The sequence below is a fragment of the Saccharopolyspora kobensis genome (assembly GCF_900108315.1).
Taxonomy (GTDB): Bacteria; Actinomycetota; Actinomycetes; order Mycobacteriales; family Pseudonocardiaceae; genus Saccharopolyspora; species Saccharopolyspora kobensis.
The window spans coordinates 41,588-57,059 of the sequence record NZ_FNVB01000010.1 but is presented as its reverse complement, the minus strand read 5'-3'; the positions used below and the strand labels follow the sequence as shown (position 1 = coordinate 57,059).

Annotated in this window: 15 protein-coding genes; 10 read left to right on the top strand and 5 right to left on the bottom strand. The window is 71.2% G+C overall.

The window, feature by feature from the left end; translation table 11 throughout:
• Positions 1-68 precede the first annotated feature (68 nt).
• The gene (locus C4T78_RS29545) at positions 69-773 is read left to right on the top strand and encodes an HAD family hydrolase (RefSeq protein ID WP_093352773.1); all 705 of its coding nucleotides are present in this window, start codon (positions 69-71) and stop codon (positions 771-773) included.
• Positions 774-804: 31 nt separating this feature from the next.
• Positions 805-2,247, top strand: a complete 1,443-nt coding sequence (locus C4T78_RS29540) for an FGGY-family carbohydrate kinase (RefSeq protein ID WP_093352776.1) — start codon at positions 805-807, stop codon at positions 2,245-2,247.
• On the opposite strand, the gene C4T78_RS29535 is transcribed toward C4T78_RS29540, so the two are convergent.
• A complete protein-coding gene (locus C4T78_RS29535) occupies positions 2,248-3,036 on the bottom strand; it encodes a nuclear transport factor 2 family protein (protein ID WP_093352777.1) in 789 nt (262 codons plus the stop codon).
• Between the two features lie 62 nt (positions 3,037-3,098).
• On the opposite strand from C4T78_RS29535, the gene C4T78_RS29530 reads away from it, so the two are divergent.
• Entirely contained in the window at positions 3,099-4,076 is a 978-nt protein-coding gene (locus tag C4T78_RS29530; RefSeq protein WP_093352780.1) for a helix-turn-helix transcriptional regulator, read from the top strand.
• A gap of 6 nt (positions 4,077-4,082) precedes the next feature.
• Here the strand turns inward: C4T78_RS29530 and C4T78_RS29525 are convergent, their stop codons facing one another.
• Positions 4,083-4,871: a DeoR/GlpR family DNA-binding transcription regulator gene (locus tag C4T78_RS29525; RefSeq protein ID WP_093352782.1), complete on the bottom strand. Its 789-nt coding sequence runs from the start codon at positions 4,869-4,871 to the stop codon at positions 4,083-4,085.
• 111 nt (positions 4,872-4,982) lie between these two features.
• Positions 4,983-5,453 (bottom strand): gamma-glutamylcyclotransferase family protein, encoded by a 471-nt coding sequence (locus tag C4T78_RS29520; RefSeq protein ID WP_093157360.1) that lies wholly within the window; start codon positions 5,451-5,453, stop codon positions 4,983-4,985.
• 306 nt (positions 5,454-5,759) lie between these two features.
• On the opposite strand from C4T78_RS29520, the gene C4T78_RS29515 reads away from it, so the two are divergent.
• The 3 genes from C4T78_RS29515 (at position 5,760) to C4T78_RS29505 (ending at position 8,994) form a co-directional block, all read left to right on the top strand.
• Positions 5,760-7,163 (top strand): NAD(P)H-quinone dehydrogenase, encoded by a 1,404-nt coding sequence (locus C4T78_RS29515; RefSeq protein ID WP_093157192.1) that lies wholly within the window; start codon positions 5,760-5,762, stop codon positions 7,161-7,163.
• A gap of 170 nt (positions 7,164-7,333) precedes the next feature.
• On the top strand, positions 7,334-7,732 hold the full coding sequence (locus tag C4T78_RS29510) for a thiol-disulfide oxidoreductase DCC family protein (protein ID WP_093352785.1): 399 nt from the start codon (positions 7,334-7,336) through the stop codon (positions 7,730-7,732).
• A gap of 233 nt (positions 7,733-7,965) precedes the next feature.
• The gene (locus tag C4T78_RS29505) at positions 7,966-8,994 is read left to right on the top strand and encodes a tetratricopeptide repeat protein (RefSeq protein WP_093352952.1); all 1,029 of its coding nucleotides are present in this window, start codon (positions 7,966-7,968) and stop codon (positions 8,992-8,994) included.
• Positions 8,995-9,010: 16 nt separating this feature from the next.
• Here the strand turns inward: C4T78_RS29505 and C4T78_RS29500 are convergent, their stop codons facing one another.
• Entirely contained in the window at positions 9,011-10,246 is a 1,236-nt protein-coding gene (locus C4T78_RS29500) for a hypothetical protein (protein WP_143185865.1), read from the bottom strand.
• Positions 10,247-10,515: 269 nt separating this feature from the next.
• Here C4T78_RS29500 and C4T78_RS29495 point away from each other — a divergent pair, with 269 nt between their 5' ends.
• A complete protein-coding gene (locus tag C4T78_RS29495; protein ID WP_235863544.1) occupies positions 10,516-11,352 on the top strand; it encodes an inositol monophosphatase family protein in 837 nt (278 codons plus the stop codon).
• A gap of 152 nt (positions 11,353-11,504) precedes the next feature.
• On the opposite strand, the gene C4T78_RS29490 is transcribed toward C4T78_RS29495, so the two are convergent.
• Complete coding sequence (locus C4T78_RS29490) at positions 11,505-11,651, bottom strand: hypothetical protein (RefSeq protein WP_177247602.1); 147 nt, start codon at positions 11,649-11,651, stop codon at positions 11,505-11,507.
• A gap of 406 nt (positions 11,652-12,057) precedes the next feature.
• Here C4T78_RS29490 and C4T78_RS29485 point away from each other — a divergent pair, with 406 nt between their 5' ends.
• The 3 genes from C4T78_RS29485 (at position 12,058) to C4T78_RS29475 (ending at position 15,471) form a co-directional block, all read left to right on the top strand.
• Entirely contained in the window at positions 12,058-13,239 is a 1,182-nt protein-coding gene (locus tag C4T78_RS29485; RefSeq protein ID WP_093352793.1) for a macrolide family glycosyltransferase, read from the top strand.
• A 204-nt stretch (positions 13,240-13,443) separates the two neighbouring features.
• Complete coding sequence (locus C4T78_RS29480; RefSeq protein WP_093352795.1) at positions 13,444-14,199, top strand: SDR family oxidoreductase; 756 nt, start codon at positions 13,444-13,446, stop codon at positions 14,197-14,199.
• Between the two features lie 93 nt (positions 14,200-14,292).
• Entirely contained in the window at positions 14,293-15,471 is a 1,179-nt protein-coding gene (locus tag C4T78_RS29475) for a low temperature requirement protein A (RefSeq protein ID WP_235863545.1), read from the top strand.
• Position 15,472 lies beyond the last annotated feature (1 nt).

Here is a 15,472-nt window from a genome sequence, read left to right as displayed (position 1 = left end):
GGTGTTATGTTTGCGATGGGATGTGACACCACGATCCCGGTAGTGGACCACCACCGGAAGGACGCGCCGTGCCGCCTGAACCCACCACCGGCCGCATCGACCTCGTGCTGCTCGACGTCGGCGGCCCGGTCTACGACGACAGCGCCTACCGCGACGCGCTGCTGCGCGCCACGCGCGAACTCGCCGCCGAGGACGGCCGCGGTGAGGTCGGCGAAGCGGAGTTCCAGCAGGTCTACGACGAGCGCAGGCAGGCGCAGGGCGGCTCGCTGCGGACCGCGGTCGCCGAGCGCTTCCTGACCGCGGGCGACCGCCAGCGGCTGTCCGACCGCGCCGAGCAGTACTGGGAGTACCCGCCGTCGGCGCTGCACGAGGACGTGCTGCCCACGCTGCGCAGGCTCGCCGGGCGGTACAAGATCGCGATCGTGGCGAACCAGCGCGCGGTGGTCGTGGAAGCCCTGCGCCGGGACGGCGTGTCCGACTTCGTGGACATCTGGGCGATCTCCGAGGTCGTCGGGGCGGAGAAGCCGGACCCGCGGATCTTCCAGCACGCGCTGCGCGAAGCCGGCGTCGACCCGGCGAACGCGGTGCACGTCGGCAACCGGCTGGACACCGATGTGCGCGGTGCCAAGCGGGTCGGCCTGCGAACGGTGTGGGTGGTGCGCGGCGAGGCTCCGCCGGAGCCGACGCCCGAGCAGCTCGCCGAACCGGACATCGCGGTGCTCTCGATGGCGGAGTTGCCGGAAGCGCTGGAGAAGCTGCAGGCCGCTGGGTGACCAGCGGTTCACGCTCCGGGGAGGGGTGCTGATGGGAGAGCTCGTCGCAGGAGTGGACATCGCGACCGCCAACGTGCGGGTGCAGATCCACGACCAGGCCGGTGCGGTGGTGGCGTCGGCTTCCCGGCCGCTGCCGCAGCCGGTGCGCTCGCCGGGCGGCCGTTCCGAGCAGGACGCGAGCACCTGGTGGCCCGCGGTCCGCGACTGCCTGGCCGAGTGCACGACCGCGATGGGTGCGCGCAGCGCCGAGATCACCTCGCTGGCGATCTCGGCGACCTCGGGCACCGTGGTCGCGGTCGACGGCAGCGGCGACCCGCTCGGCGCGGCGCTGATGTACGACGACCGACGCGCCGAAGCCGAGGCCCGCACCGCGGTCGAGGTCGGTGCGGCGCGCTGGGAGCGGACCGGCATCACCCCGTCGGCCGGATCGGGCCTGGCCAGGATCGCCTGGCTGGCGCGCCACCTGCCGGCGGGCACCGAGCTGGTCTGCCACACCCCGGACGTCATCGCCCGGAAGCTGGTCGGGCGGCCGGTGGCCACCGACACCAGCCACGCGCTGAAGAGCGGTTACGACGCGGTGGCCGGGGAGTGGGCCACCGAGGTCTTCGACGCGCTGGAGGTGCCGTCCCGGCTGCTCCCGGAGGTCGTGCGGCCGACTGTGGTCCTGGGAGTGGTCGACGCGTCGGCCGCGGCGGAGACGGGGCTGCCCGCGGGCTGCGAGGTGCGGGCCGGGATGACCGACGGGTGCGCGGGCCAGCTGGCGTGCGGTGCCGTCGACATCGGCCAGTTCGTGACCGTCCTGGGCACGACGCTGGTCCTCAAAGGCGTGTCGGAGGAACTCGTGCACGACCCGGCCGGGGCGGTGTACAGCCACCTGCACCCGGACGGCGTGTGGCTGCCCGGTGGTGCGGCCAACATCGGCGGCTCCGCTTTGTCCGATGTGGACACCACAGAGCTGGCCGAACTGGACCGCGCGGCCACCGACCGCGGCCCGGCGAGCGTGGTCAACTACCCGCTGCGCGGCGAGGGCGAGCGGTTCCCGTTCCTGGCCGAGCGGGCCACCCGGTTCGCCATCGGCACACCGCAGGGCCGGGTGGACGAGTACCGCTCCCGCCTCGAAGGCGTCGCCTTCTGCGAGCGCCTCGCGCTGGAGCGCCTGGCCGAGATCGGTGCCCCGGCGGCAGGCCCGGTGCGCACCGCAGGTGGCGGTGCCCGGAGCCTCGCCTGGTGCCGGATCAGAGCATCGGTCCTGGACCGCCCGGTCTTGCGCGTCCAAGGCGCGGGCACGGCGCTCGGCGCGGCACTGCTGGCGGCCAGCGGTTCGATCCACCCGGACCTGAGCGCCGCGGCGGCAGCGATGGTGCCCGAGGGCGAACTGGTCGAACCGGTGCGCTCGGAGGTGTCCCAACTGGACAGCAGCTACCAGCGCTTCCTCGGCGAACTCCGCGCCCGGGGCTGGCTCGCCGCAGCCTGATCAGGAGCCGCCGAGCGCTTCGGCGACGCTGAGGCTGTCCTCGTAGACGGCATACCGGGTGATCAAGCCGTTCGCGAAGGTCAGGTGCAGCGCGCACAGCGCGGTGTACGACCTGCCGGTGGCCCGCACCGTCTGCCGGATGTCGCCGAGCACGACCGCGTCCTGGCCCTCGACGAGGATCCGGGACGCCGACCCCGCTGCCTCCTCGGGCACGTGGAAGTCGGCGATCGCGCGGAAGTGCTCGGCGACCTCCGCCCGGGTCGAGCGCGGCCGGATCCACGGCACCGCCGGGTGGCCGCCGCTCGGCCAGTCCAGCACCCAGTCGACCTCCTCGGCGAACAGGTCGGCGATCCGGTCCGGGTCACCTTTCGCGAGCCTGCGGAGGAACTCCTCCGCGCCTGCGCGGGTGCTCCCGCCCGCGGTGGGCACGGTGAACTGGTGCTCGGACCGGATGCGCCCGTCCGCTCCGAGAGTCGCGCAAACGCGGCCGGTCCAGGTGCTGTCGCCGCCGTCGGCCGGCACCAGGTGCGTGGTGAAGACGAGCGCGCCGTGGTGCCCGGTCACGTCGCCGGTGGGCCGGAAGACCAGCCCCGAGCCGCGCACGAACTCGGCGTGGGCTCCGGATATGCGGGTTTCGAGCTCGTCGTGCCCCCGGTACTCGGCCGACTCGGTGATCTGGACGCCGTCCGCCGCCCACAGAGCCGCGATGGCGCTGCGCCGCGCGACCGGATCGGGTTCGTTCCACACCGCGACGTACCGGTCCGCGAACTGCTCGATGTCGATGTTCATGGGCGGACGCTAAGCAGTCCTCCCTGCCACCTCCTGTCAGTGGATCCCGGCACACTCCACCCGTGCGCGCGAGCCGCCTGCTGACGATCCTCCTGCTGCTGCAAGCCAGGGGGCGGATGACCGCGCAGGAGCTGGCCGACGAACTCGAGGTGTCGGTGCGGACCGTCTACCGCGACGTGGAATCGCTGAGCGAGGCGGGAATCCCGCTGTACGGCGAGCCGGGGCACCGGGGCGGCTACCGGCTGCTCGACGGTTTCCGCACCCGGTTGACCGGGCTGACCACCGGCGAAGCGGAATCGCTGTTCCTGACCGGGTTGCCCGCGGCCGCCGCCGAGCTCGGCCTGGGCGAGGTCGTGACCGCGGCCCACCTCAAGCTCATGGCGGCGCTGCCCGCGGATCTGCGGGACCGGTCCGGGCGCATCGCCGACCGGTTCCACCTGGACAGTCCGGCTTGGTACGACGCCGCCGATCGCACACCGCACCTCACCGACGTCGCCGACGCCGTGTGGAACGACCGCACCGTCCGGATGCGATACCTGCGCTGGGCCGAGCCGCACGAGACGAGCCGCACCGTGCAGCCGTACGGGCTGGTCCTGAAGGCCGGGCACTGGTACCTGGTGGCAGGTTCCGGCGAGCGGATCCGCACGTACCGCGTTTCCCGGATCCTCGACCTGCACGTCCTCGACGAGCGATTCACCCGGCCCGCCGGATTCGACCTGGCCGACCACTGGAAGTCCTACCTGGAGCGCTTCGACTCCCGGCGCCACAGCGGCGAAGCGGCCGTCCGGCTCTCGCCGCGCGCCTTCGACCGCCTGCCCCACCTGGTGGAGCCGATCGTGGTGCGAGCGGCGCGGAGAACCGCCGAAGCCCCCGACGAGCGAGGCTGGATCCTGGTGAGGGTCCCGATCGAATCGGTCGACCAGGCGCTCCCGGAGTTCCTCAAGCTCGGTGCCGACGCCGAAGTCCTCGCGCCGGTGGAACTGCGCGACCGGATCACCGCGACGCTGGGCGAGCTGACCCGCTTGTACGGCGCGGGTTGAGCCGGGTCAGCGCCCGGCCACCTCCAGCACCACACCCGCCGACCGCAGCTCGTCGAGCAGTCGAGCCGGCGTGCCCGCATCCACCACGACCAGGTCGAACTCGGTCAGCGGAGCCAACTCGTGCACCGCGCGCCGGTCGAACTTGGAGTGGTCCAGCAGCAGCACCCGCTTGCCGGTGGTCTCCATCAGCGCCCGCTTGACCTGGATCGTCTCCTGCGAGCGGTGCAGGCAGTGCCCGCCGACCACCGCGGTGGTCGACATGAACAGCACGTCCGAGCGCATGGTGCGGGCGGTGGTGGCGGTGTGCAGCCCGAGGAAGGCGTCGTAGGACGGCTGGTAGTCGCCGCCGAGCCCGATCAGGTGCAGGCCGGGCTCGCCGCTGAGCAGGTTGATCACCGACAGGAAGTTCGTCACGACGGTCAGCGGCGCCAGCGCGGGCAACCGCTCGGCGACCGCGAGCGCGCTTGTGCTGTCGTCCAGGGCCACCACCTGGCCGGGGGTGACGAGCCGCGCGGCGTGCTCGGCGATGCGCGCCTTCTCCTCGGCGGCGTCGGCGATCCTGGCCCGCACCGAGGTCTCCAGCAGCGCGGTCGGCGTCGAGGTCGCCCCGCCCCGCACCTTGCGCAGCCAGCCCTGCTGCTCCAGCACGTCCAGATCGCGGTGGATCGTCATGCCGCTGACGCCGTGCGCGGCGGCGAGCTCCTCGATGCGCACGAACCCGCTGGTCAGCACTTCCTGGCGGATCTCCTCGCGCCGGTCCTGCTGGCTGACCGGTGTGCCGCCTGCCTCGGCCACGCCGAAACCCCTCACCTCAAGGGCCCGCCGGCCGCGGTTCGCACCCGGCACGCGGCGAGCAACCACGTGTGCAATCGAAGTGATTGTCACACGTGCGGCGTGATGTTCGGGTCAGATGTCACGCGGGGAGCCGGGCCCGACGTTGTGGCACGGCCGCGTCCGCAGCTTCTCGACGTAGTCCTCCGGGGCTCCGGCGGCTTCGGCGGCATCGGCCATCACACCGAGGTAGCGCGCCGACGGCAGCCCGCCCTCGTAGGCGTCGAGCACGTACAGCCAGGCCAGCACCGGCCCGTCCAGCGTCTGCACCCGCAGCCGGAGCTTCTTGTGCATGCCCAGCTCGGCGCCCTCCCAGTTGTCGAGCTGCCGCTCGTCCTCCGGGCTGACGTCGTAGAGCACCGTGAAGACCTGCTCCCCGGGGTGTTCGACGATGGTGGCTAGAGCGCCTTCCCAGCCGTAGTCCTCGCCGCCGAAGGTCAACCGCCAGTCCATCAGCCAGCCCGAACCCGCCAGCGGCGAATGCGGCGCTCGCTTCAACATCTGGGCCGGATCCATGTTGGACCCGTACGCGGCGTACAGAGGCACGCCCAACAGGGTAGCGATCGACAGCCCGCGCGGCGGAGCGGACCGCGTCACAAAAGTGGGTAGTCGAGACCGTCTTCTGCCGCCCCGTCCGGTTTGCGCGGTCCCGGCCGGGATCTTCCGGGGCGACGCGGCCGCGGCGACCGATCAGAATGGGAGTGACCCAGCGCGGCGGTGACCCTCGGTCGTCACCGCGCTGTGGGGTGCGCCACGGTGGTCAATTCGGGCGACACCACCCGAATTGACCGGACTACGCGCAGCGTACGGTGAGTCTGGCGCCCACACGGCAGGCATCGGGAGGAACGCGAAGTGACCCGCATCGTGATCATGGGAGGCGGCCCGGCTGGCTACGAGGCAGCACTGGTCGCCGCGTCGAACGGGGCGGACGTCACGCTGGTCGAGCCGGAGGGCCTCGGTGGGGCTTGCGTGCTCTACGACTGCGTGCCGTCGAAGACCTTCATCGCCTCCGCTGGTGCGCGCTCGGCGTACCGGGACGCCCGCGAGCTCGGCATCCGCGCGAAGACCGAGGACTCCGACGTCGACGTGGCGGTCGTGCACGGCCGGGTGAAGGGCCTCGCGCTCGCCCAGTCCGCGGACATCCGCTCCCGGGTCCGCCGCGAAGGTGTGAAGATCCTGCCCGGTCGGGCGCGCTTCACCAACCCGGCCAAGGGCATGGCGGTGCACCAGGTCGGCGTCGATCTCGCCGACGGCACCCACCAGGAGCTGACCGCCGACGTGGTGCTGATCGCCACCGGCGCCACGCCGCGGGTCCTCAAGGGCGCCGAGCCGGACGGGGAGCGCATCCTCACCTGGCGGCAGCTCTTCGACCTGCCCGAACTGCCCGAGCACCTGGCGGTGATCGGCTCCGGCGTCACCGGTGTGGAGTTCGCCTCCGCCTACACCGAGATGGGCGTCAAGGTCACCATGATCTCCAGCCGCGACCGGGTGCTGCCGCACGAGGACGCCGACGCGGCCGCGGTGCTGGAGGAGGTGTTCGCCGAGCGCGGCACCGAGGTCGTCAAGCACGCCCGCGCGGAGAAGGTGGAGCGCACCGACACCGGGGTGCTGATCCACCTGGCCGACGGCCGCCAGGTCGAGGCCAGCCACGCGCTGATGACGGTGGGGTCGGTCCCCAACACCGAGGACATCGGGCTGGAGCGGATCGGCGTCGAGACCGACCGCGGCGGTTACATCCCGGTCGACCGGGTGTCGCGGACCTGCGTGCCGGGCGTCTACGCGGCAGGCGACTGCACCGGTCTGCTGCTGCTGGCCTCGGTGGCGGGCATGCAGGGCCGGATCGCGATGTGGCACGCCCTCGGCGAGGGCGTCACGCCGATCAAGCTCAAGACCGTCGCCGCGAACGTCTTCACCCACCCGGAGATCGCCACCGTCGGCATCAGCCAGCAGGCCATCGACAGCGGTGAGGTGCCTGCGCGGACCGTGATGATGCCGCTGGCCACGAACCCGCGCGCGAAGATGGAGGGACTGCGCCGCGGTTTCCTCAAGGTCTTCTGCCGCCCGCAGACCGGCGTGGTGGTGGGCGGTGTCGTGGTGTCGCCGAACGCCAGCGAGCTGATCCTGCCGATCGCGCTCGCGGTGCAGAACCAGGTGACGGTGGACAACCTGGCCAACACGTTCTCGGTGTACCCGTCGCTGTCGGGCTCGCTGACCGAGGCCGGTCGGCTGCTGATGCGGCACGACGACCTGGACTGACCCGCACTTCCCCGGTCGGCGGGAGCGGTCGTGGCACCCCTCGTGTCACCCGAGTCCTGCGCAACCGCACTTCAGGGGGCGTGATGCATCCCAGCCACGAGAAACCGCGCAACGCGAGTTCGGTCCTGGGCGCGACCACCACTGAGAGATAGCGGAGAGGCGGACTGCTCATGGCCGAACTTCCGGTGCTCATCTACGACGGGGACTGCGGCTTCTGCACGCGCAGCGCTCGGTGGGCCGAGCGCCTGCCGGTGCGGATGCGCGTGCTCGCCTGGCAGGAAGCCGATCTGGCGGCCTACCGGACGACTCCGGACCGGGCGCGGCACGAGGTGCTGTGGGTGGCGCCGTCCGGGCGGGTCTTCGGCGGGGCGGCCGCGGTCGCCGAGCTGCTCAAGAGCTGCCGCCTGCCGTGGCCGGTCGCGGGTCTGGTGCTGTCCGCACCGGTGGTGCGCGCGCTGGCCGAACTCGCCTACCGCGGTGTCGCCGCCAACCGCTACCGGTTGCCCGGCGGCACTCCGGCGTGCCGGCTGCCGGAGGCGCAGCGCCCCGGCCGGTCGGCACGGCCCTGATCTTTTCGGCCTCGGCCGAAAGTACGAGGCGGCGCCTCCGCTTCCTGGCCGATCGGTCGACTCCGCCTGACAGATCGGCTGATCCGCTGAACCCCCGCCGCGCCATAGCTTGGACGTCGTCGGGGGTCGAACAAGGGCCGGTTCCCCGTTCCAGGGGATCGACGGGTGAACCGGCCCGCAGCGAGATTGGTGCGTCTTGGCACCAAGCGGTTGGGAAGCACGAGGTGGCCGAGATGTACGGCAAGGCGTTCGCACCGGAGTTCCAGGGGGCGCTTCGGAACCTGTCGGTGAACACGAACTACGAGGACGCGCTGGCCAAGGCTCGTGCGGAGGTGGCCCGCGCGACGGAGGAGAACGACGGTCTGGCGCTCTCCCAGGCGCGGTTGGTGGAGTCCGAGGCGTGCCGGCGGCTGGGCAGGATCGCCGAGGCCGATGTGGCCTGGCGGGCCAGCTTCCGGGCGGCCAAGGCAGCCGATGAACCGGGTGCGATGGCGTGGGCGCTGTGGAACGGCGGCACGCTGGCCCGGCAGCGCGGGCAGATGACCGCTGCGCTGCGCTGGCTCGGCCTCGCCCGCGATGCGGCGACCCGGGCCGGTGACGTGGTGGCGCTGGGGTACTCGGTGGCCGGGATCGCCGAAACGCTGCGGATCCGCGGTGACTACGCGGAAGCCCGCGACCTGCACGAGAAGCTGCTCGCCGAAGCGCGCAAGCGGGGGGAGACCAGGCACACGGTGTGGGCGCTGGAAGGACTGGCGCAGCTCGACCGGAACGCGGGCGACCTGGACGCGGCGTGGGAGCGCTTCGCCGAGGCCGCCCAGATCGCCGAGGACGGCGGCGACGAGCGGGGACTCGCCTGGGCGCTGCGCGGCATGGCCGACGTGCTGTCGCTGCGCGGCGAGCACGACGAGGCGTTGCGCCTGCTGTCGAAGGGCGAGCAGATCTGCCGCCGCATGGATCTGTCCAGCGCGCTGGCCTACAACCGGAAGATGCGCGGCAACATCCTGTTCCGCGCCTGCTGGTACGGCGAGGCGACTCGCACTTACGAGGAGGCGCAGAAGATGTTCCGCGCCATCAACGAACCGCGCGGTGCGGCGCTGGCCGAGCTGGGTCTGCTGAAGAGCCGCGACAAGCTGGGCCGGCCCCGACCAGCCACCGAGCGCGACCTGATCGCTCTCCGCGACTCGTTGGACACCCGGGAGCTGCGGCACACCAGGAAGATGGTGCAGGACGCCCTCGACGAGCTGATCGAACTGGTGGCGTGAACCAGCCTCCGCCCGATCAGCAGTCGGCCGCGCGCTGCGGGCGTTGGCGGAAGCTCCCTGGGCGGAACCGCCGGGGCAGCCGGCTCCACGCTCTGCGAAAGCCCTTGGGATAGCGCCAGGGTGTTTCCGCGACGTGCGTTTCGGCCCACGGCAGATCCGGCAGCCGGCCGTCTCGGCACACCTCCGCGAGCAATCCGGCGTGCAGTCGGATGGCGGTCAGGGCCAGGTGGGTGGCGCCTTCGGCCAGCTCCCACTGCGGTTCCCAGCCGCCAGGGCGTTGATCGGGATGTTCGGTGGCGAGGCGCTCCAGCCAGTCCAACCACCGGGACGCTTCGTCGGGTCGGCCTGCGCCACCGTGCTCTTGATCGGTGCGGAGGTAGTGGTAGTACCCGGCCGGGAACCACCACGGTGCATCGCAGCGTTCGGGGACGTCGGGCAACTCGTGGTAGAGGCGCGAAGTCTCGTCCGGTGGCGGCGCCGCCGGGTCCTGCCAGCTGGCCCGTCCGGTGACCGTGCTGACGAACGGGTGGTCCAGGAACGGCGTCACCGCGCCGATCATGATGGACGGTCCGTCCGTTGGCAGGTCCGGGCCGACGAGCTCGGCGCGGAGGCGTTCCCACAGGTCGCGGCGGTCTGGGAAACCGCGCTGGTCCCGGGTCGGGAGCCGCAACGGCCAGCTCCGGCCTTCGCGCCAGTGCGCGGATGCGCCCTCCGGTGCGGAGCGGAGCTGCACTCGATCGGGACCCTCTGCTGGGGCAACGGGCAACGGCAGGCAGGGGTGCAGGTCGGGCAAGCGGAGCACGCGGATGCAGCTGTGTTCGTGGTCCGGGCTCAGCAGCAGGTCGTCGACGGTTGCGGTGGGCCCGGTCACGGCGAGCAGGGTTTGTTCGGTGGTGCCGATCTCCAGGCGACTCACGACCGTGAGGTGCTTTTCCCGGTAAACGGTGATGAGCGCGTCGTCGAAGAACCGGATCAGCTCGACGTGACAGCCGAAGTGCGGGTTGTAGGTCTCCACGGGGACGCAGGAGTGCTGCAGGCCGCGCCCGGCGATGTGGATGGCGGTGCTGATGGGCGCGTGGCCGTTCACCGGTTGACCGGTGAACGTCTCGACCCACGCCACTCGGCCGCCGTCGACCGTCCCGCCGAGGACCCGCCGCCCGTTTCCACCATGTTGCGCAGCTGGTTGCTCGTCGTACGGGTGACCGAGGTGAAGCGCTTCGCCGATGGCAGAGAGGAGGTCCAGCCGGTTCACCGGAGCAGGCTACGTCAACCGATCGAGCACCCGGTGCGATTTGGGCGGCCTCACGGTCAGGCGGCGGCGGTCAGCCGGTGATTTCGCGGCCGCTGCCCGGAGTCCGGCACCGGCGTTGCGACGGGTCCGAGCACTGTGGCCGAAGCGGGTGGCCTCGGCGCGCAGTTCGGCGAGGACGCGGGTGCGGCGACGAACGGGAATCCGCCAAGGACGTCGCACGCGGCCCGGGAGCGGCTCAGCTTCGCAGTCGGTGCGATGAGCGGGAAGGCTTGCCAGGGAGGACGTTCGGTCTCTATAGCCTGGACGGCGTGATCAACGCACATGGGGTTTCCGACGATGTGGAAGTCGCGGTAGCCGGGGCGCGGGCCGGCGCGGATGTGGTCCGCGGCATGTACGGTCAGCGGCTCGACCACATCGACAAGGGTGCCGGGGACTTCGCCACCACCGCCGATGTGGCGGCCGAGAAGGCGATCCTCGACGTCATCCGCGTTGCTCGGCCCGATGATGCGGTGCTCGGCGAGGAAAGCGGTCAGCGGGGTGCCGCCGACGCTGGGCGCCAGTGGCTGGTGGATCCCTTGTGCGGAACGCTGAACTACGCCGTCGGCAACATGCTGGTGGCCGTCAACGTGGCGCTGCGCGATGGGGCGGCGGCAGTGGCCGACCCGTTCAGCGGGGAGGTCTTCTTCACCGACGGTGAGACCGCCTGGGTGCGCAAGGATGGGGTCGATGCGGGGCTGACGCCTACGCCCGCCACGCGGTTGGTGGACGTCAACTTGGATCCGCCGTTCCTGAGCGCGCCCGGGTTCCGGGCCGTGGACCTGCTGTCGAACCCTGAATTCGTCGAGCGCTTCCGGCCGCGGGTCGTGTCGACGTCGCTCGCGCTGGCCTGGGTCGCGGCGGGCAAGCGCGCCGCGTACGTCACCGATGGCGGCGACCTGTCCAGGAGCGTGCACTTCGCCGCTGGGATCGCGTTGTGCCGGGCTGCCGGCTGCGTCGTCACCGGGGTGGACGGTGCCCCGGTCGGCGAAACGGGTCGTGGGCTCGTGGTCGCCGCCGACGGTGAGACCCACGGGCTGCTGATGTCGATGATCCGCGGCCGGATGTAGGGCTGGGACTGCACGGCTCTCGCCCTGCTGGGACAGGCCGTGAAGTGGGCACGCCCGCCGTTCCAGCGCGCGCGAGCAGGCCGAATTGCGGGACGTCGTGGTTCGGGCACCTGGACCGCTGGGTAAGGCAACACTGGGACTGTCCGAAGTGGTCAATCGTTGAACTCGTCTGCTGCACGGAGTTTCGCGTCCGCGTCGCCGACCAGCGGGTCGCCGTGGCCGAAGCAGGCGATCTCGATGTCGAGCTCGGCGAGGCGGCGGAACGACTCGATCGTCTTCGCGCGGTCCACGTTGAACACCCGAGCACGAGCTCGTCGACGTTGGCGAGGGCGCGGACCGGGTGTTGGGCGCGGGTGAACGGAACGGCGCCGGGTGCGCGAAAAAGAAAGCGACAACGAGCGCGGGCTGCGCTACCGTGTCCGCATGGTCCAGAAGCAGCTCTACCTCTGATCTCGCTCTCGATGCCGGCATCGCGCGGCGGATTCATCCCGCCCGCTCAGCCGCGCACTTTTGCGCGCCCGCATCGATTCGGCGTGGCGGCCTTCGCCGTCCGCTGAAACACCTCCGCACTGTGAACGCACGCTGCGAGTCGGCTCCGGCCGCTCGCGGTCGAAGCGGCGTGAGGTGCTGCCCGGGCGCGATCACCGACATCGTTGAGCCGTCCCTCGCTGCGCGAGGGCACTTTCGATCAGGAGCAATCAGCAGATGGCCGACTCCACCCAGAACACGCACCGCACCAAGCCCGCGCACATCGGGTTCTTCACCATTCCGGCGCACGGGCACATCAATCCGACCCTCGCGCTGGTCGCGGAGCTGGTGAACCGCGGCCACCACGTGTCCTACGCGGTGACCGAACCGCTCGCCGACCTGGTCGCCGAGGCCGGGGCCACGCCGGTCCGCTACGCCTCGACGCTGCCGGGCTCGCCCACCGCCACTCGCCAGGAGTGGCCGGACGAGGAGGTCGAGGCGAGGTTGATGTTCCTGGAGGAGACGAAGACGGTCGTGCCGCAGCTCGAACGGGCGTACGCGGCGGACCGGCCCGATCTCGTCGTGTACGACCTCCCGGACTTCCTCGCGCTGGCCGAGAAGTGGGGCGTGCCGGAACTCCAGCTGTGCCCGACGCACGTCTACACCCCGGGCCTGGAATCGGTCCTGGACATGACTCCCACGCCCGAGAAGATCGCGGTCCAGGAGGCCTACGACGAGTACTTCGCCGAGCAGGGCCTGACGCTGCGGGAGAAGGACTTCATGCACCCGCGCCGGTGCATCGTGACCCTTCCGCGGAGCTTCCAGTACTTCGGGGACCAGGCGGCGGACGCTTACACGTTCGTCGGTCCGATGCTGACCGAGCGGGCCTTCCAAGGGGACTGGGAGGCGCCGGACGACCGGCCGGTCCTGGTGATCTCGCTGGGTTCGGCCTACAACGATCGCCTGGACTTCTACCGGACGTGCCTGCGCGCGTTCGCCGATCTCGACTGGCACGTGGTGCTGTCGGTCGGGAAGTCGGTCGATCCGGCAGAACTCGGTGAGATCCCGGCGAACTTCGAAGTGCACCAGTGGATCCCGCAGGTCCGGATGCTGTCCCGGGCCAGCGCGTTCATCACGCACGCCGGGATGGGCGGCACGATGGAGGGCCTGCACCACGGCGTTCCGCTGATCGCGGTGCCGCAGGCCGCCGACCAGTTCATGAACGCGGCCCGGATCGAGGAGCTCGGCCTGGGCGTCCAGCTGGACGGTGCGACGGCCACGCCGGAGCAGCTGCGCGCCGCGCTGGAGAAGGTCACCTCGGACGAGGAGATCCGGAACCGGCTGGCCGACATGCGGCGCGAGATCAAGGAGGCCGGTGGTCTGGCGCGGGCCGTCGAGATCGTCGAAGCGCTGCTGTGACCGCACCGCGGTCCACCCGCCGGGTCACTCCGGCGGGTGGACCGCGCGGATCGCTGCGACCGCTCTCAGCTGGGGGTATCCAGTTCGGTTGTGGCGGTACGCGGATGTTCTGTTTCCCGCCGCCCGCGGCAGCCGCCTACGGTCGGAGCACGACCTCAACCAGGTCGTCTGACCAGCAGTGATGCCGGAAGGGGCGGGAGAACCATGGCGGAGCGGAGCCTGCGGGGCAAGGTCGCGGTCATCGGCGGCGGGGGCAAGAACCTGGGCGGCCTGCTGTCCAAGGCCTTCGCGGACGAGGGCGCGAAGGTCGTCGTGCACTACAACAGCGACGCGTCGGCCGTCGAGGCGGAGAAGACCGTCAACGCGGTGCGGGAGGCCGGCTCCGAGGCGATCCCGGTGCAGGGCGACCTGACGCAGGTCGGCGAGGTGCGGCGGCTGTTCGACACCGCGGTGGACACCTTCGGCGGGGTCGACGTCGCGGTGAACACGACCGGGATGGTGCTGCGCAAGCCGATCCTGGAGACCTCCGAGGAGGAGTTCGACCGGATGTTCGCGATCAACGCGAAGGCGGCGTACTTCTTCATCCAGGAGGCCGGGCGCCGGCTCAACGACGACGGCAAGATCATCAGCCTGGGCACCTCGCTGCTCGCGGCGTTCACCGACGGCTACTCGACCTACGCCGGGGGCAAGGCACCGCTGGAGCACTTCACCCGCGCCGCGGCCAAGGAGTTCGCCGACCGCCGCATCTCGGTGAACGTGGTCGCGCCGGGACCGATGGACACGCCGTTCTTCTACCCGCAGGAAACGCCGGAGCGGGTGGAGTTCCACCGGTCCCAGGGCATGGGCAACCAGCTCACCCACATCGAGGACATCGTCCCGGTGATCAGGTTCCTGGCCACCGACGGCTGGTGGTTCACCGGGCAGACGATGTTCCCGAACGGTGGCTACACCACCCGGTGACCGGCCTCGGTGCGGCAGGCGGACCGAGGGGAGGAGGCCGCCTGCCGCACCGGGATGTCGGAGCACGTTCGGCGCGGCGCGGAGGAGGTACCGGTGGTGAACCCGGCGAGGATCCGGTGGCAGGCGATGCGGGGGCGCGACCCGGACGAGGAGCACCGCGTCTCGACTCCGCTGGAGCTGTTCTTCGACCTGTGCTTCGTGGTGGCGGTCGGGCAGGCCGCCGCGCAGCTGCACCACACGCTGGACGAGGGCCATCTCGGCGGTGGGCTCGTCGGGTACCTGGCGGTGTTCTTCGCGATCTGGTGGGCGTGGATGAACTTCACCTGGTTCGCCTCGGCCTACGACACCGACGACGTGCTCTACCGGCTGCTCACGCTGCTGCAGATGGCCGGGGTGCTGGTGCTGGCGGCCGGTGTGCCCGCCGCGTTCGAGCACTACGACTTCACCGTCGTGGTCATCGGCTACGTGCTGATGCGCATCGGGATGATCTGCCAGTGGCTGCGGGCCGCCGTCGAGCACCCGGAGGGCCGGGCCACCACGCTGCGCTACGCGGCCGGGATCGCGGTGGTGCAGGTGGGGTGGATCGCGCGGTTGTGGGCGCCGGGCACCTGGGCCTACGTCACCTTCGCGGTGCTGGTGGTCGCCGAGCTGGCGGTCCCGGCCTGGGCCGAGGCGCGCGGCCGGGCCACTCCCTGGCACCCGGAGCACATCGCGGAGCGGTACGGCCTGTTCACCATCATCGTGCTCGGTGAGGTCGTCCTCGGTTCCCTCGCCGCCGTGCAGTCGGTGGTGGCCGAGTTCGGGGCTTCCGCCTCGCTGATCCTGATCGCGGCCGGTGGCCTCGCGATCGTCTTCGTCCTGTGGTGGATCTACTTCTCCGGCGGGGAGGCGCGTTTGCGGAACCTGCGCGTCGCGTTGACCTGGGGGTACGGCCACGTCGTGGTGTTCGCTTCGATCGCGGCGCTCGGTTCTGGTATCGAAGTGGCCGTGGACACCGCCGGACACCGCTCGCACATCGGCGAACAGGCCGCCGCGTTCGCCGTCGCGGTGCCGGTCGCCCTGGTCATGATCGCGTTGGGCGCGCTGCACCGGCTGGCGAACACCGGCGCGGTGCGGAGTTCGGCGTTCGTCGCGGCCGGTGCGGTGGTGGTGCTCGCGCTGCCGTTCAGCACGCCGCTGCTCGGGCTGGGCGGAGCGGTGGTGGGAATGGCGGTGGCCACCGCCGCGACTCTGGTCGCCAACCGAACCGGTTCCGCGGAAAGCAGGCCGTGAC